Source organism: Rhodococcus sp. PML026, assembly GCF_000963615.1.
Lineage (GTDB): Bacteria > Actinomycetota > Actinomycetes > Mycobacteriales > Mycobacteriaceae > Rhodococcoides > Rhodococcoides fascians.
Map to the genome: position 1 here is coordinate 632175 of NZ_KQ031376.1, position 16883 is coordinate 649057.

17 protein-coding genes are annotated in these 16883 nt (G+C 64.3%); 9 read left to right on the forward strand and 8 right to left on the reverse strand.

The annotated features are described in order from the left end of the window. Nucleotides 1-62: 62 nt before the first annotated feature. Together VF34_RS22525 and shbA are read right to left on the reverse strand one after the other, a co-directional pair. A complete protein-coding gene (locus tag VF34_RS22525; protein WP_032375366.1) occupies nt 63-1709 on the reverse strand; it encodes a purine-cytosine permease family protein in 1647 nt (548 codons plus the stop codon). 113 nt (nt 1710-1822) lie between these two features. Continuing rightward, nucleotides 1823-2404 (reverse strand): RNA polymerase sigma factor ShbA, encoded by a 582-nt coding sequence (gene shbA / locus VF34_RS22530; RefSeq protein WP_045842047.1) that lies wholly within the window; start codon nt 2402-2404, stop codon nt 1823-1825. A 196-nt stretch (nt 2405-2600) separates the two neighbouring features. Between shbA and VF34_RS22535 the strand changes: the two genes are divergently transcribed. Continuing rightward, on the forward strand, nt 2601-3548 hold the full coding sequence (locus tag VF34_RS22535) for an alpha/beta fold hydrolase (RefSeq protein ID WP_032365970.1): 948 nt from the start codon (nt 2601-2603) through the stop codon (nt 3546-3548). Between the two features lie 67 nt (nt 3549-3615). Here the strand turns inward: VF34_RS22535 and VF34_RS22540 are convergent, their stop codons facing one another. The 3 genes from VF34_RS22540 to VF34_RS22550 form a co-directional block, all read right to left on the reverse strand. Beyond that, on the reverse strand, nt 3616-4290 hold the full coding sequence (locus VF34_RS22540) for a DUF8020 domain-containing protein (RefSeq protein WP_027495954.1): 675 nt from the start codon (nt 4288-4290) through the stop codon (nt 3616-3618). 192 nt (nt 4291-4482) lie between these two features. Beyond that, nucleotides 4483-5817 (reverse strand): ammonium transporter, encoded by a 1335-nt coding sequence (locus tag VF34_RS22545; RefSeq protein WP_032375364.1) that lies wholly within the window; start codon nt 5815-5817, stop codon nt 4483-4485. Further along, nucleotides 5814-6545 carry an enoyl-CoA hydratase gene (locus tag VF34_RS22550; RefSeq protein WP_032371283.1) on the reverse strand — a complete coding sequence of 244 codons (732 nt, stop codon included), beginning with the start codon at nt 6543-6545 and terminating at the stop codon, nt 5814-5816. The genes VF34_RS22545 and VF34_RS22550 overlap by 4 nt, the downstream gene beginning before the upstream one ends. A gap of 55 nt (nt 6546-6600) precedes the next feature. On the opposite strand from VF34_RS22550, the gene VF34_RS22555 reads away from it, so the two are divergent. Then, nucleotides 6601-7674: an NAD(P)-binding domain-containing protein gene (locus VF34_RS22555; RefSeq protein ID WP_032371564.1), complete on the forward strand. Its 1074-nt coding sequence runs from the start codon at nt 6601-6603 to the stop codon at nt 7672-7674. Here VF34_RS22555 and VF34_RS22560 read toward each other — a convergent pair. Continuing rightward, a complete protein-coding gene (locus VF34_RS22560; RefSeq protein WP_032375363.1) occupies nt 7671-8492 on the reverse strand; it encodes a uroporphyrinogen-III synthase in 822 nt (273 codons plus the stop codon). The two genes, VF34_RS22555 and VF34_RS22560, sit on opposite strands and share 4 nt — an antisense overlap. Nucleotides 8493-8812: 320 nt before the next feature. Here VF34_RS22560 and VF34_RS22565 point away from each other — a divergent pair, with 320 nt between their 5' ends. Beyond that, nucleotides 8813-9871, forward strand: a complete 1059-nt coding sequence (locus tag VF34_RS22565; protein ID WP_032375837.1) for an IS110 family RNA-guided transposase — start codon at nt 8813-8815, stop codon at nt 9869-9871. A gap of 26 nt (nt 9872-9897) precedes the next feature. On the opposite strand, the gene VF34_RS22570 is transcribed toward VF34_RS22565, so the two are convergent. Further along, nucleotides 9898-10746: an aldo/keto reductase gene (locus VF34_RS22570; RefSeq protein ID WP_032372932.1), complete on the reverse strand. Its 849-nt coding sequence runs from the start codon at nt 10744-10746 to the stop codon at nt 9898-9900. 57 nt (nt 10747-10803) lie between these two features. On the opposite strand from VF34_RS22570, the gene VF34_RS22575 reads away from it, so the two are divergent. After that, nucleotides 10804-12468, forward strand: coding sequence for an ABC-F family ATP-binding cassette domain-containing protein (locus VF34_RS22575; RefSeq protein ID WP_032372933.1), 1665 nt, complete (start codon nt 10804-10806; stop codon nt 12466-12468). A 51-nt stretch (nt 12469-12519) separates the two neighbouring features. Here VF34_RS22575 and VF34_RS22580 read toward each other — a convergent pair whose 3' ends face one another. Continuing rightward, nucleotides 12520-13350, reverse strand: coding sequence for an alpha/beta fold hydrolase (locus tag VF34_RS22580; protein WP_032372934.1), 831 nt, complete (start codon nt 13348-13350; stop codon nt 12520-12522). A gap of 79 nt (nt 13351-13429) precedes the next feature. Between VF34_RS22580 and VF34_RS22585 the strand changes: the two genes are divergently transcribed. From VF34_RS22585 to VF34_RS22605, 5 genes are all read left to right on the forward strand, one after another. Then, nucleotides 13430-13885: a MarR family winged helix-turn-helix transcriptional regulator gene (locus tag VF34_RS22585; RefSeq protein ID WP_032372935.1), complete on the forward strand. Its 456-nt coding sequence runs from the start codon at nt 13430-13432 to the stop codon at nt 13883-13885. 64 nt (nt 13886-13949) lie between these two features. Continuing rightward, nucleotides 13950-14222, forward strand: coding sequence for a helix-turn-helix transcriptional regulator (locus VF34_RS22590; RefSeq protein WP_032372936.1), 273 nt, complete (start codon nt 13950-13952; stop codon nt 14220-14222). Further along, nucleotides 14219-14773 (forward strand): hypothetical protein, encoded by a 555-nt coding sequence (locus VF34_RS22595; RefSeq protein ID WP_032372937.1) that lies wholly within the window; start codon nt 14219-14221, stop codon nt 14771-14773. The genes VF34_RS22590 and VF34_RS22595 overlap by 4 nt, the downstream gene beginning before the upstream one ends. Before the next feature lie 16 nt (nt 14774-14789). Further along, the gene (locus tag VF34_RS22600; protein WP_032371290.1) at nt 14790-15683 is read left to right on the forward strand and encodes an ABC transporter ATP-binding protein; all 894 of its coding nucleotides are present in this window, start codon (nt 14790-14792) and stop codon (nt 15681-15683) included. Next, nucleotides 15680-16879: an ABC transporter permease gene (locus tag VF34_RS22605; protein WP_032372938.1), complete on the forward strand. Its 1200-nt coding sequence runs from the start codon at nt 15680-15682 to the stop codon at nt 16877-16879. Before VF34_RS22600 ends, VF34_RS22605 begins: the two co-directional genes overlap by 4 nt. Nucleotides 16880-16883: the final 4 nt, after the last annotated feature.

Below are 16883 nucleotides of genomic sequence, written 5' to 3' on the forward strand. Positions count from 1 at the left end.
CGGCTTCGCCCCATGTGAGTGGAACTTCGTAGCCTGCTACGAAGTTCCACTCACATGCTGGGTCACTGAGGCGGGAGAATGTGCTCCCCCGTCTTGTCGGTGCTCAGTGACAGCGAACTGATGTACTGCTTCTCCCCGTTGGGCCCCGGCACGTTGGACGCGATCATGTCGGGTCGCTCGAATTCCATGCCGCTGACGTGGCACATCACGAGCTCGTCGGACGGATTGCCGTGCTCGTCGAACATCGGTAGATCGATGCCGTCATCGGTGCGTCGCAGGTAGTACTTGCCCTTGGTCGCCACCGCCAGGATGGGCGGAAGTACCAGTGCGAGAACGAGAGCCACGATGGGCGAATACGGTTTGATCGCAGACCCGAATGCCCCGAAGAACACCAGAATCGACAGGATTGCCGAGACCCCCATGGATCCGAAGCCCACCGGGTTGATGTTGTAGAGCATGCCGCGTCGAAACTCGGGCACCTTGGGCGAGAGCTTCAGGATGTACTTGTTGAAGACGATGTCCGAGGCCACCACAGCAATCCACGCGATACCGCAGTTGGCGTAGAAGCCGAGGATGCTGTTGAGGAAGTCGAACATGTTGGCTTCCATCAGGATCAGTGCGATCGCGAGGTTGAACAACACGAACACCATGCGGCCCGGATACGTCTTGGTGAGGCGGGTGTAGGAGTTGGTCCACGCCAGCGACCCCGAATACGCGTTGGTCACGTTGATCTTGATCTGGCTGATGACGACCAGGATCACCGCAAGAGTCATGGCGAGCCAACCGGGCATGAAGTTTTCGTAGATCTCCAGGAACTGGTGCACCGGTTCGTTGGCGATGCTGGATCCGTCGACGACGTTGGCGATCAGGTACACGGCGAGGAAGAGGCCGACGACCTGCTTAAGGGCACCGAAGATGACCCAGCCGGGGCCGGCGAGAAGCACTGCCGTCCACCAGCGTCGGGAATTCTCGGGAGTCTTGGGCGGCATGAAACGCAGGTAGTCGATCTGCTCGGCGATCTGCGCGATGAGCGAAAGACACACACCTGCCGCGAGCATCACCGACCCGACGTTGACGCCCTTGCCGTCGGCCCCGTCCTGACCGCCGTAGGCGAAGAACTCCCCCACCGAGTCGGGATTGCTGATCACCAGGTACACGAACGGCAGCACCATCAGGACGAGCCACAGCGGGGTGGTCCAGACCTGAAGTTTGGCAAGGGCTTTCATGCCGTAGATGACCAGCGGGATCACCATGATCGTCGAGACCGCGTACCCGATGGGCAACGGGATGCTCAGCCCGAGTTCGAGTCCCTGCGCCATGATCGAACCTTCGAGCGCGAAGAAGATGAACGTGAACGTCGCGAAGATGACGTTGGTGACGACTGACCCGTAGTAGCCGAAACCGCTTCCACGCGTGATCAAGTCGAGGTCGATGTTGTAACGGGCCGCATAGTAGGCAAGCGGAAGGCCGGTCAGGAAGATGACGACGGCGAACACCAGAATGCCCCACAGTGCATTGCCGGTTCCGTACGAGATTCCGATATTGGCACCGATGGCAAAATCCGCGAGATACGCGATGCCGCCGAGCGCGGACGTCGCGACAACACCGGTCCCCCACTTACGGTAGCTACGCGGCGCGAAGCGCAGCGTGTAGTCCTCGAGCGTCTCTTTCAGCGCGGTATCTGTCGGCGCTGGCTGTACGGCGGTCATGGATCAACAACGTAGAACCGCCACGTTGCCGACGTGTCTTGAGCCGATGTAGCTGGTGTTACTCAATCCGGCGATTCGGACATACGTCTCGGACACCCATCCACCGGGCGGTGTCAGGCAGCTGTGCGGGCCGCCAGTAGCGAGAAGTTCGACAGTTCGGCGCGCAGCATGTTCATCGCCCGGTGCTGGGCGACCCGCACTGCACCGGCCGTCATTCCCAGAGCTTCGCCGGTCTGCGGTGCGGTCAGGCCCCACACCACTCGCATCAGGATGATCTTGCTGTACTTCGGGGGCAGGGTGTTCATCAGGGCCTGCGCATGGGAGCGGAGTTCGTCGCCGAGCGCGACCTGCTCGGGACCGTCTTCGGCCGACACTTCCTCGGGCAGCTCGGCCGTCGAGAACGTCTGCCGCAGAGTCGATCGTCGGCCGGCATCGGCCAATTTGTGAGCAGCGATTCCGTAGACGAATGCCATGAACGGTTTGCCCATGTCGCGGTACTTGGGAATCGCGGTGACCAGAGCGAGGCAGACGTCCTGCACCACGTCGTCGGCCGCGACATCGAGATTGCCGATTCGAGAGGCGCAGTACCGGCGAATCGGAGGCTGGATCAACACCAGTACGCGTTCGAGTGCGGCGCGGTCACCCGCGACGGCCCGCGGTACGACGTCTTCGAGCGTGTCCATGGAAGTGCTCATGGCCGATCTCCTTCTTGGCAACGCGCGCCCTCACCTGAACGCTCACCAGTACTTCGGCACAGCCGACCGTTCGGCTTGGTCGAATCGGCTACCACATTCGAGAAAAATGTGACTCAGGTAACACGGCGTGTCGTCCGAGCGACGTACCGGACAACATCCACGTCGCGTCACGTGACCCTGACACCGCGGAGCGCACATGATTACCAGTGAGCAGAACCACCTGGTCGGTCGCCGGAGCACCGTCGCCGCAGGGGACGGCACCACGCTCGCAGTGCGCGAGTTCGGACGGCCCGATGCGGCTCTGACCGTGGTGTTCGTCCATGGACACTGCCTGCGGATGCAGTCGTGGACCGAGCTGCGCACCCACGTCGAGGATGTCTGGGGCGAGAACACGCGAATCGTTCTGTACGACCACCGCGGCCACGGCGAATCCGGTGCCGCAACGCCCGACAGCTGCACCATCGATCAGCTCGGCGAGGACCTGGCCGACGTGATCCGCGCTGTCGTACCGGTCGGGCCGTTCGTTCTGATCGGACACTCGATGGGCGGCATGACGGCGCTCTCCTACGCGCGTCAGTACCCGGATGCCGTCGGCTCGCGCCTCGTCGGGGTCGGGTTGATCGCGACATCCGCAGGCGGGATCACCGACGACGGGCTCGGTCGCTGCCTCGCGCATCCGGCCGTGTCGGCGTTTCAAGCAGCTGTTCGACGGGCCCCTCGACTGATGTCGGGTGCCAAGAGGCTCAGTCGCGGGGTCTGCGCGCCCATCGTCAGGACGGCGGGATGCGGCTCCCACAAAGTCAGCCCGCGGGTGGTCACTCTGGCGACGGCGATGCTCGGCGACACGTCCATCGTGACGATGGCCGGCTTCCTCGGCGCGTTCCGCGGACTCGACGAAGTGGCCGGTCTGGCCGCGCTGGCCTCGATTCCCACGCTGGTGCTGTGCGGTTCGGACGACCTGATGACGCCGATGCGACACTCGGAAACCCTTGCATCCCACCTGCCCGATGCACGGTTAGTACGTATCGCGCAGGCCGGACACATGGTGATTCTCGAACGAGCACACGAGGTGGCGGACGCCATCGTCGAACTCGTGACGGCAGCTCGGCGAGCTCACGTGGGGGATCTCGCCTTGGCTCGCTAGACCTTTCGACGACTGTGGCCCGCACCGGATATCCGATGCGGGCCACAGCACTGTTGTCGAGGCGGTGTTACTTCTTCACTGCGGGAGGAGCGTTGAGCAGCTGGATGAACTGTCCGGCGTTACCGATGACTGCGCCGAGGCCACCGGCAGAGGTGCCGGCGAGCGATCCGATGGCACCGAGGGCGATTGCGCCGATGACGCAGCCGCCGATGGGGCCTGCTCCGAGAAGAGTCGCGACCGGTGCGGTCACGACGACTCCGGTGATGATTCCGAGGATGCATCCGCCGACGATTCCGGTTGCAGCACCGAGGAATCCACCGACGGAGGCGGTGAGGCTGAGGTTGTCCTTGACGCCTGCGACTGCGGCGGGCAGGTCGACCTGCTGCAGGCCGGGAAGGGAGGTAGAGACCGGGGTTGCCGCGGCAGGCGAGACATCAGCGGTCAGAGTGGCGTGGTTGCCGTCGATGTCGGCAGCGACGGGGTGCGAGAATCCGTCGGCGGCGATGGCGAGCGGTACGGAGTCGACGAGTGCGCCGTTGGCGTCACGGACGACCAGGTGGTTGTCTTCGTTGCTCAGGGTGCCGGCCGTCGTGTCGACGAGGACCTGGTTGCCGGCCTGGGTGACGTTCCACCCGACGGCAGCGGCGGGAGCCGGGGCCGGATCCGCATAGGCGGTGCCCATGGCGGTCGTCATCGCTGCAATGACCAATGCGGACGTTGCCGCGAATCGAGTCAGCTTCATGTTCCTCAGTCTTTCGTCGTGTCCATCTCTCGATACCGAGCAGCGAAAAGCTATGGGCACAACGAGCGTGAAGAGCGAACCGAAGATGAACGAGAGGGGTCGAACCGAACAACGATCGATCGCATCAACGCGAAAGGGACAGAACGACTTTCAGCGACTGATCGGTTCGTAAAGGACGCGCAGGGTTTGCGCCTACTTACCGAAAAGACCAGGCTTGTTGCTGCCTCCGTGGCCCACTCCGAAGTCGTAGGCGGACTCGGCGTGCTCGTGCTCGTCCAGGCCGTCGGCCTCGTGCTGCGCGTCGGCGCGCACGCCCATGACGGCCTTGATTGCGAACGCGATAGCGGTGGTGACGACTGCCGTGTACGCGAACACCGCCACGACGGCGATGGCTTGCACCCAGAGTTGATGCAGACCGCCGCCGTACAACAAACCGTCCTTGCCCGCCGGCATCTGCGCACTGGCGACGAGTCCGATCATCAGCGTTCCGACGACACCGCCGACGAGATGCACACCGACGACGTCGAGTGAATCGTCGTAGCCGAAGCGATATTTGAGGCCGATCGCCAACGCGCACAACGCACCCGAGACGATGCCGATCGCGGCTGCACCGATCGGTGTGACGGCAGTACACGACGGCGTGATCGCGACGAGTCCGGCCACCACTCCGGACGCCGCGCCGAACGACGTCGCGTGCCCGTCCCGCCATTTCTCGACGACGAGCCACGCCGCCATCGACAGCGCGCCCGCGCCCATCGTGTTCACCAGCGCCACTGCGGCGACGCCGTCGGCCGCCAACGACGAGCCCGCGTTGAAACCGAACCAGCCGAACCAGAGCAGTCCGGCTCCGAGCATGACGGCCGGAAGATTGTGCGGACGCATGGGATCTCGCGGCCACCCGCTCCGCTTGCCGACCACGAGGGCCAGCACCAGCCCGGCCACACCCGCGTTGATCTCCACGGCCGTGCCACCGGCGAAGTCGATCGCGCCGAGCCTGTTGGTGATCCACCCGCCGAACTCACTGGTGAGCCCGTCGAGCGAGAAAACCCAGTGCGCCACAGGGAAATACACCAGCGTGGACCACAGGGCCGCGAACAGCACCCACGGCACGAAGCGCATCCGGTCTGCGACGGCACCGGAGATCAGCGCGACCGTCACCATGGCGAATCCCGCTTGGAACGCTGCGAACACCAACGCAGGGACGGTTCCCACCAACGGAATCGACACCGTGCCCGCCGCCGAGGTGTACACGCCGCCGAGCAAACCCTCGAAACCGGCGTACTGCAACGGGTTTCCGATCCAGCCGCCGATCACGTTGTCGCCGAACACCATCGAGAACCCGAACACCAACCACAGCAACCACACGACGGCGATGGCCGACAGGCTCATCATCATCATGTTCAGCACGCTCTTCGAGCGCACCATGCCGCCGTAGAAGAAGGCCAGGCCTGGCGTCATCAGCAAGACCAGCGCGGTGCTCGCCAGCAACCAGGCCGTGTCGCCCGCGTCGGGCGCTCCGTTGATCACTTGCCCACAAATTTCGGTGCGCGCTTCTCGGCTCGCGCGCGGCGCGCTTCCTTCATGTCCGCACTGCTCCACGCGGCCTCGAATGCCGCGCGCTGTGCGGGCGTCGGATCGTCGTGCGCGCCGTCGTCGTTGAACACCAGCTTGAGGTGTCGCAGCGCCAGGGGTGCAAGGGCAGTGATCGAGTGCGCCCACTGCACGGCAACATCGCGATCGCCGAGCTTGTTGGCCAGACCGCATGTATAGGCCTGATCGGCGTGCACCCGTTCGCCGCCGAGCAGGATCGTGCGCGCCACGCCGCCGCCGGCCAATGCCGCCAGCCGCTTGATCGTCCAGTTGCTCACTGCGATTCCGAGACGCGTGGAGGGAATCTCGAAGAATGCCTCGGGTGCGACCACCCGCAGGTCGCAGGCAATGGCCAGTTGCGTCCCGGCTCCGACGGCAGGCCCGTTGATCGCCGCCACGACTGGAACGGACACTCTCTCGATGGCGGTGAGCATGCCTTCCAGCGTCTCGCCGAATGCGTCAGGAAACGCATCTCCGGTCAGGTCGGCACCGGCGCAGAAGCTACTGCCCTGCCCGGTGATCACCACGACCCGCGCGCCGTCGGCATCCGCCTGCTCGACTTCGCGTCGTAGCGCGACACAGAGATCCGTGCTCAGCGCATTGCGCTTGTCCGGTCGCTGCAATTCCAGGATGACGACATCGCCGTCACGAGTGTGTCCGATCACGCCGAGCAGGTTACCGGCTGGTAGCGGCGGTCACAGGGCGGGGCCTGATCTACTGATACTCGTGATCGACACTCGGGTTGCTGTCATCGGTGCCGGCCAGGCCGGGCTCTCGGCCGGCTACCACCTCAGGCGGGCCGGACTTGCCGCAGGTGCGGGCTTCGTCATGCTCGACCGCTCCCCCGGACCTGGCGGTGCCTGGCAGTTCCGGTGGCCGTCGCTGACGCTCAGCACCGTCAACGGAGTGCACGATCTGCCCGGGATGCCGTTCGCCGACACGCTGGGAGACGAGCCACCCGAATCCATCGCGGCAGCCGACGCGGTTCCCCGCTACTACCGCGCGTACGAGAAACGGTTCGAACTGAATGTCCGACGCCCCGTCACGGTGACGGTCGTGTGCGACCGCGAACCACTCTTTCGGGTCGAGGCCGGGGACACGGTCGTCATGGCCGAGGGCCTCATCAATGCGACCGGAACGTGGGAGAAGCCATTCGTTCCGCACTACGACGGAGCCGAGACCTTCACCGGTAGACAACTGCACACCAAGGACTACCGAACCGCGGACGAGTTCGTCGGCAAACACGTCGTCGTGGTCGGCGGCGGAATCTCGGCCGTGCAGCTACTCGACGAGATCTCGCAGGTCACCACAACAACATGGGTGACGCGTCGACCACCGGTGTTCCGGGACAGCCAGTTCGACCACGACGCCGGACGCAAAGCCGTCGCCATGGTCGAGGAGCGGGTGCGTGCGGGCCTGCCGCCGGGCTCGGTCGTCTCGGTGACCGGCCTGTTGCTCACCCCGTCGCTGGCTGCCGCCCGCGAACGTGGCGCTCTCGAACGCAAGCCGATGTTCTCCTCGATCACCGCCGATTCCGTTGTCTGGGAGGACGGTTCGACCCAGCACGCCGACGTGATCCTGTGGGCCACCGGATTCCGCAGCGCCCTCGATCACCTTGCCCCGCTGCGACTGCGCGGGCACGGCGGCGGAATCGTCATGGACGGCAGGCTGACCACCCGGGTGGCCGCGAACCATCGCGTCCACCTGCTGGGGTACGGCCCGTCCGCGAGCACGATCGGGGCGAACCGGGCCGGGCGAGCAGCGGTGACGGAGTTGCTCGAGACTCTGGGTTAACCCAGCTGCTCGACGACGAACTTGGCCAGGGAGCCGAGACGCGCACGGTCCGGCATCGACGTCGGAACGCCCAACGCATCCAACGGGGCCGACGTCACCGGCCCCACGCAGATCGCGGCGACGGGGCCTCGAAGTGCGGCGAGGAAGGCGTCGAGCATGCCGTTGTCCTTGGCCGTCGACAGCAGGGAGGCGACGGCGGGAGCGCTCGTGAACGTCACTGCGTCCACTCGATGCTCGATGATCTGTGCCAACAAGTCCATGAGCGGGGCCTGATCGACGGGGCGGATCCAGCGGTACACGGGGATCGGGCGTACATGCGCGCCGAGTTCGCTCAGAGCATCGCTCAGGTGAATCGTCGGTTCCCATTCGGTGATGACGCCGTGCAGTTGCACGGCGATGTCGGCACCGGAAATACCCTGGGCAGCAAGATGATCGGCGACTTCCTGCGATGCTTCGGTGGCGGGCGACCATTCATCACGCAGCCCGGCACCCCGGATCGCACCACGCGCTTTGGGGCCACGCGCAATGATTCGCGTGTGCCCGAGCGCTGCCAGGAGGTCGTCGCGCACACCCCATTCGGCCGCCGCGTCGAGCCAGCCACGGAAGCCGATACCGGTGCTGATCACCACGATCTTCGGGGGACGATCGACAATGCCTTCGGTAGCCGACTTCAGCTCCGAGTCGTCGATCAGGGGTAGAACGTGAATCGCCGCGGCGTGAACGATGTTCGCGCCGCGGCGTTCGAGCATGGTGGCCAATTCGTCTGCACGCCGCTCGGCGGTGAGGGCAACGGTCTTGCCTGCGAGCGGTTCCGACATGGATACAGACTAGGCCCCATGTGCGCGCTGTGCCCGCGGTCGTTCCGCAGGCTCCACTCCGGACGTCGTAGTCCACTACGAAGTTCCACTCAGTGATACTGGAGTTGTTCGTCGAGGTGGAAGGTATGACTCGTTTCCGCTCTGACGCCGATGGCTGTCTTTCATGTGATGTGTCGGCCTTCGCCTCGACGGACATCGTTCACACGCGACCGGTGGGCGGAGTGACTTGATAGGAGCCTGACCAAAGAGTCCCGTCACTGTGTTGTCCGCCGTCCCGGCCGGTGCGTGGTCACCTGTCGAAGGGATAACCAGTGTCCAGCATGACCGAAAACCCACCCGATGTCAGCCTCGCCGTCATTGCAGGCATCGATACTCACAAAGACACCCACCACGCGGCGATCATCGACCACCTCGGCCGCAAAATCTGCGACCGAGAGTTCCCGGCAACCGGCGCCGGCTACCGCGCACTGCTGGCATGGTTGATCGGGACCGGCATCGTCGTCCGAGTCGGAATCGAAGGCACCGGAAGCTACGGCTCCGCGCTGACCACGGTCCTGCTCGCAGCGGGCCTCGAGGTCGTCGATGTCGACCGCACCGACCGCCGCTCGCGGCGCTTTCACGGCAAGTCCGATCCGCTCGATGCTTACAGTGCTGCTCGCATCGCTGCGGCCGGGCTGGCTCGCACGATTCCGAAGACCCACGACGGGGACGTCGAGGCGATTCGGTTCCTGCACAACGCTCGTCGCTCCGCGGTGAAAGCTCGCGCCGAGGCGATCACAGGTCTCAAATCTGCCGTCGTCAACGCGCCCGAACCGATTCGAGAACAGCTCCGGGGTCTGACAACAGTCGCATTGATCGACGCATGCGCAGCACTGCGGCCGACCGCCGTCACTCCAGGTGCACTGACCGCGGCGATCAAGACTGCACTGCGGTCGGTGGCGCGACGGATCCAGCTCCTCGACGCCGACATCAAAGCACTGGACAAAAATCTCGCAGTGCTCATCGACGATGCCGCCGAAGACCTCGTCGGCCGGTTCGGGGTGGGCTACGAAACAGCAGCACAGTTGCTGATCACCGTCGGTGACAACCCCCACCGCGTCAGCTCCGAAGCAGCATTCGCCAGCCTCTGCGGTGTCGCACCCCTACCCGCGTCCTCGGGCAAAACCACTCGCCATCGACTCAACCGCGGCGGCAACCGGCAGGCCAACCGAGCGTTGCACGTCATCGTCATGGCCCGCCTCAAATACGACACCCGCACCCAGCAATACCGCGACCGGCGACTCGCTGAAGGCAAGAGCAAACGCGACATAATCCGCTGCCTCAAACGAGCCGTCGCCCGCGAAATGTTCCAACTTCTCACCCAGAAAACTGCCACTTGACACTCATAGGAGCATCACATGGCGGGTCAGCTGCTGAACTTGTCCGGGTCCGGGCCGGTGCGGCCGTCGGCGGTGTCCAGAGCGTTGATCTGCTGAATCTCGTCGTTGCTCAGCTCGAAGCCGAACACGTCGAAGTTGCTCGCGATCCGCTCCGGGGTGACCGACTTGGGGATCACGACGTTGCCGAGCTGGATGTGCCAGCGCAGAATCACCTGCGCCGGGGTGACGCCATGTGCCTCGGCGATGGGCGCGAAGGCCGGGTCCTCCAGCACGGTACCGGAACCGAGCGGGCTCCACGCCTCGGTGGCGATGCCCTTCGAGGTGTGAAAAGCGCGCAGTTCTTCCTGGATGAAGCGCGGATGCAGCTCGATCTGATTGACCGACGGGACCTCACCGACGGCGTCCATCAGCTTCTCGAGCGTGGGGATGGTGAAGTTGGAGACGCCGATCGAACCGATGCGGCCGTCCGACTTCAGCTTCTGGAACGCCTTGAACGTGTCGATGTACTTGTCGCGATCGAGCTGCTGCCAGTGAATCAGGTACAGGTCGAGGTACTCGAGGCCCAGACGATCCATGCTGGCGTCGAAGGCCTTCAAGGTGGAGTCGTAGCCCTGATCGTCGTTCCACAGCTTGGTGGTGACGAACAGCTCGTCGCGCGCGATGCCGGACTCGGCGATGGCCTTGCCGGTGCCGGCCTCGTTCTCGTACACCTTGGCGGTATCGATGCTGCGGTATCCGACCTTCAGCGCCTCGGACACGGCGGCCTGGGCACCGTCGTCGGGAACCTGCCACACACCGAACCCGAGCTGGGGAATCGACGTGCCGTCGTTGAGCACGATGGTCGGGACAGTACTGGTCTCGGCTGAATACGTCATACGAATGCCAACGGACGGCGCGGTGAATCTGTTCCCGGTCCCGGGGATACTGGTCCGGTGACTGCCACGCTCCGCATCGACGATCTGGCCGCCTTTCACGGCGATCGAACCCTGTTCTCCGGCCTCGATCTGACGGTGGCCGAGGGCGATGTGATCGGGTTGGTCGGTGCGAACGGTGCCGGTAAATCGACGCTGTTGACGCTGCTGGCGGGCGTGGGAACGGCCGATCACGAGGGTGAGATCTACACCAGCCCGCCCGACGCGACCGTCGGGTATCTGGCGCAGGAGCCCGAGCGCATCGCCGGGGAGACTGTGTTGGATTTCCTCGGCCGGCGGACCGGGGTCACTTCGGCCGAAGCTTCCATGAACGCAGCCGCCGAGGCGTTGGGTGGCAGCGACTCCGGTCACTCCGCAGGCTCCGCTCCTGCCGACGAGGACCTCTACACCCCTGCGCTCGAGAAGTGGCTGGCGCTCGGCGGTGCCGACCTGGCGGAGCGGACGGCGAAGGTACTCGCGGATCTGGGCCTCGATGTCGACGGGTCTGCGCTCATGACGGCGCTGTCCGGTGGGCAAGCCGCCCGCGCCGGGCTGGCCGCGATTCTCCTCGCTCGCTACGACATTCTGCTGCTCGACGAGCCCACCAACGACCTGGACCTCGCGGGCCTCGAGCAACTCGAACAATTCGTCGTCGCGACGCGGGCGGCCATCGTCGTCGTCAGTCACGATCGCGAGTTTCTGGCGCGGACGGTGACCGGTGTAGTCGAGCTCGATCGAGCGCAGCGTCGCATCGATGTGTACGACGGCAGCTACCAGTCCTATCTCGCGGAACGGGAAATTGCGCGACAGCATGCACGGGAGAAGTACGACGAGTTCGCAGACACCAAGTCGGCGTTGGAGTCTCGCGCTCAGATGCAGCGGAACTGGATGGAATCGGGCGTCCGTAATGCGCGACGCAAGGCCACCGACAACGACAAGATCGCCCGCAAGACCCGCGCCGAGTCGACCGAAAAGCAAGCCGCGAAAGCTCGACAGACACAGCGCCGCATCGAGCGACTCGAGGTGGTCGAGGAACCCCGTAAGGAATGGGAGCTGCGAATGGAGATTGCGGCGGCTCCTCGCAGCGGGACCGTTGTCGCGGTGTTGGGCGGAGCCGTCGTTCGCCGATCGGAGTTCACCTTCGGTCCGGTGACGACGCAGATCGACTGGGGCGATCGCATCCTCATCACCGGACCCAACGGCTCCGGCAAGACGACGTTGCTCTCGGTACTGCTGGGTCGGTTGACGCCGGACGAGGGAACGGCATCACTGGGTTCGGGTGTGGCGATCGGCGAAATAGACCAGGCACGAGCATATTTCGTCGGCGACGGAACAGTGTCCGACGCCTTGAGTGCAGCAGTTCCCGAGTGGCCCGACGCCGAGGTCCGCACACTGCTGGCCAAGTTCGGACTACGCGGCGACGACGCACTCCGGCCGGCGTCATCCCTCTCGCCCGGTGAGCGAACCCGTGCGGCACTCGCATTGCTACAGGCCCGCGGCGTGAACCTGCTGGTGCTGGACGAGCCCACCAACCACCTCGACCTGCCCGCCATCGAACAACTCGAACGCGCGATGGAAAACTTCGAGGGCACCCTGCTGCTGGTGACGCACGATCGCCGCATGCTCGACACCGTTCGCAGCACTCGTCACTGGACGATGAACGATGGGCAGCTGAGCGAGAAGTAGGTCGCGCTGAATCGGGTGCAGCTGAGCGCGGCTAGCTGCACCCGATTTTCGTCAACTGAGAAGAATTTCGTTCACCTCGGCGGCGGGAAGCATCGGCAACGTGTGATGCGTGGCTCCGTCGAGTATCACGGTCCGCGCTGCAGGCAGGACGGTTCGGACCGCCGATTCGATCCGAGCGGCATTGTGCACCTTGCCATTCCCTGCCAGTACCACGGTTGTCGCTACACCGAAGTTCGCGAACGCAGCAGGTTTCGGCCGTTTCGGAACAATGGTTTTTGTGGTCGGGGCGTGCGCGGCCCCCAGAGCGAGAGTGTCGAGCCAATCCGAATCCAACTGCGCGTCATCGGTTTCCCATCGGACGAAAGCACGCTGCCGTTTCTCGTTGGGAGACAGCAGTATCGGTAGGGCGTGCAGCAGGTAGCGCGGACTCATGGAGCCGAAGCATGCGTTGGGATCGAGTAGCGTCAGCGCATCGACGCGGCTCTCGTTGCGCAAGGCGTACGCCAGAGCGATCATCGCGCCGTAGGAATGGCCGCACAGTGCCACAGCTCGAAGGCCCAGTTCATCCAGCACCGCCGTCACCCAGTTCAGCAGCTCGTCCACGGAGTCGACGGACTGCTCACTGGGAACACTCCGTCCGACGTCGCCCATGAGGTCGACCGCGTAGACCCGATAGTGCTGCGAAAGCGCGTTGATATTGGCGAACCAGACGGTCGACGTCGCACCCGCACCCGGCAGCAACACCAATGCCGGACCGTCGACGGGTCCGCAGGCGTTGATTCGTGTGGAGCCGTGCACCGTGTTCACGTCGATGGCCTGGGCTGGTACCGGCCACTTCCGCAGCACCCGGTCGTAGGCGGTGAAGAATCCGGCGAGCGTCACTGGTGCCCCTATCTCTCGATGATCGAGATAGTAGACAATAGAGAGACTTCTCGTCCAGCATCTCCCGAGGGACCAGCACATGACCGAGCCCATCTCTGCCGTCCACCAACTACGTGCACTGACGGTCGACCTCGATCTTCTGGGCGCAGAATTCGCGCAGAGACATGCGCTCCACCCGACGGATATCCGGGCGCTGATCTGCCTCCTCGACGCGGACCGAGCCGGAACGCGCGCTACCCCCGGTTGGCTAGGAACCCAGCTGGGCCTGGAATCCGCGTCGGTCACGGCCCTGATCGATCGAATGACCAAGCGTGAACTGGTGTTACGCGAACCCGACCCGTCCGACCGCAGGCGAGTACTGCTGCGCGTGACTGCGCACGCGTCGCAACTCGGGACAACGTTCTTCGGCCCCGTCATCGGCCAGGCCGTCGACGAGCTCGCCCGCTTCACGCCAGAGCAGCGGGCAACGATCGATGAGTTTCTGACCACGATGCGCGCCATCGTCGCCTCCGCTCGGGAGCAGCAGACACCGTAGACAAATCAGCAGTTTTGTTATTAACGGTTGACACATCGTTGGGTTTATACAACACTTCATTGTCATGAGCCCCGTCAAGCGCGGTACCGCGCTCCCGATCTTCAACAGGGTGGGTGTTCTGCGGGCAGAACGAAAGATGAGCCGCGCGCAACTGGCCGAACTCGTCGAAGTGAATCCCCAGACAGTGGGTGCCCTCGAACGAGGAGACCACTACCCGAGCCTCGACCTCGCGATGCGCATCTGCGACGTCTTCGATCTGCCGATCGAAGCAGTGTTCTCGCGCACCGAACTCGGACCACTGTCGGCAGAACTCTTCCGAAGGGAGAAGGATCGATGACCACGCCCGGCTCCGACATCCTCACCCGCTATCAGGCGTATCGCACCCGGCGGTTTCTCGAGAACGACGCCAGAACACGGCATTGGCTACCCGCCTGGCGAACCCAGCATCGACGCCGAATCCTCGTTGTCGCTGTGGCTGTACTCCTCTTCACATTTTTCGTCGTCAGTATCGGCAGCCTGTTCTCGAAGTGGTTCGCGATCGGATGGATACCGGCGGCCCTGGTGTTCATACCGGTGTGGACTGTTCTCCAGACGGTCTCGGGCCGGCACGGAGACGCACCGGTAGGAGCACTCGACGAGTGGGAAGTGCAGCAGCGCAACGAAGCTCGATCCATCGGCCTCACCGTCACGCAGACCCTGGTGATGGCGGCGGCGTTCGCGTCCATCTTCCTGTCCACGGCGAACGACGAGATGCCGCGCCTGGCCTACGCAGGTGGCGGATGGACTCTCGCCGCACTGATGACCGGCATTTGCTCCCCCGCATTGATTCTCGCGTGGATCACCCCCGACCCCGAACCAGAAGACACCGAAGAGTTCGACCAGCAGTAACGACCGAAAGGGCACCATGAGCACCCTCACGATCGACTCCGTCTCCAAGAGATACGGCGACAAGATCGCCCTCGACAACCTGAGTTTCGACGTCCGGCCGGGCGAGCTGTTCGGCTTCGTCGGCAGCAACGGCGCGGGCAAGACCACCACGATGCGCATCGCGCTCGGAGTGCTGTCGGCAGATTCCGGCCAGGTTCTGTTGGGCGGCAAGCCCGTCGACCTCGATGTCCGCCGCACCATCGGTTACATGCCGGAGGAACGCGGGCTGTACCCGAAGATGAAGGTCGGCCCGCAACTGGCGTACATGGCCGAGCTGCACGGCCTCTCGTCGAAGGATGCCAAAGCCGCAGTGATTCGCTGGACCGAACGCCTCGGCATCGACGAGCGCGTCAACGACACCGTCGACGCATTGAGCCTGGGAAATCAGCAGCGCGTGCAGTTGGCAGCAGCGCTGGTGCACGACCCCGCAGTGCTCGTGCTGGACGAACCGTTCTCCGGCCTCGACCCGATCGCCGTCGACGTCATGAGCGAAGTTCTCCGCGAAAAGGCCGCTGCCGGAGTGCCGGTGGTGTTCTCGAGCCACCAACTCGATCTGGTGCAACGCCTGTGCGACCGCGTCGGCATCATCGCCGCCGGCTCGATGAAAGCCGTCGGTACCGTCGACGAACTACGCGGATCAGGAGATTCGCACCTGCACGTCCACGCACCGAACGCTGCGCCCGGATGGGCGTCGGGCATCGCCGGAGTGAGCACACTCGGGCACAGCGACGGCATCACCGTTCTCGGGCTGGCACCGGGAGCCGATGATCAAGAAGTCCTGCGGGCCGCGCTCGCGACCGGACCGGTACACGAATTCTCCATCCAGAAACCTTCCCTGAGCGACCTGTTCCGAGAGGCGGTAGTGGCATGAGCTCCCAACTGAACTCCTTCAGCGCAGTGTCCTTGATAGCCAAGCGCGAGTTCACCGTTCAGGTGATGAAGAAGAGCTTCGTCATCAGCAACGTGATCATCCTGGCCGTCATCGTCGGCGGCATCATCGCGTTCTCGATCTTCTCCGGCAGCGGCGACGAGGAACGCGACGTGATCGGCGTCGCCGGAGATCAGTCGATCGCGGCTGTATTGGAGGCGACCGGCGACGCCGTCGGAAGTCCCGTCGAAGTCCGTGACGTTGCCGACGCGGCGGCCGCGCGCAGTGGCGTCGAATCCGGGGATCTCGATGTGGCGCTGGTTCCCGACGGCACTGCGGGCGCGTACACCGCCGTCACCGAGTCCGATCTGACCGGCACGTTGCGCGCCGTCGTCGAAGGCAGTGTCGCGACGCAGGCCACGAATGCTGCACTGGCGCAACAGGGTGTCGACCAGAACGAGCTCGGGGCAGCGACGAGTGCCGCGACGGTCACCGTCGACGCGATCGATCCGCCCGACCCCGAGGCCGGTCAGCGGACAGCCCTGGCCCTGTCGGCCGTGTTCCTGTTGTACGCACAGATCATCGGCTTCGGCATGTACGTCGCGATGGGCGTCGTCGAAGAAAAGTCTTCGCGCGTGGTCGAACTGCTGCTCTCCACCGTTCGCCCCCTGCAGTTGCTCTGGGGCAAGATTCTGGGCATCGGTGCGGTCGGCATCCTGCAGCTCGCTCTGTACGGAATCGCCGGTGTGGGAGCAGGATTGGGCACAGGCGTACTCACCGTCACCGGTGCCGCGGTGAGTGTCTTCGCGGCCACACTCGCGTGGTTCATTCTCGGCTTCGCGTTCTTCGCGGTGCTGTACGCAGCGGGCGGATCCATGGTCTCGCGGCAGGAGGACGTGAACTCGACGACCATGCCACTGCTGATCCTGATCATGGCCATGTTCTTCGCGGCCTTCTATTCCGTCAGCGATCCGGAGAGCACTCTCGCCAACACGCTGAGCTGGATTCCTCCGTTCTCCGCGATCATGATGCCGCTGCGGATTGCGGCCGGCGTGACCTCGCCGGTGCAGATCGTCGGCTCGGCGGTCCTGATGATCGTCACCACCGCGATTCTGGCCATGGGCGCGGCAAAGATCTACCAGCGTTCCATTCTCCGAATCGGCAAGACCGTCTCGTGGAAGGAAGCATTCGCTCGATAGAGTT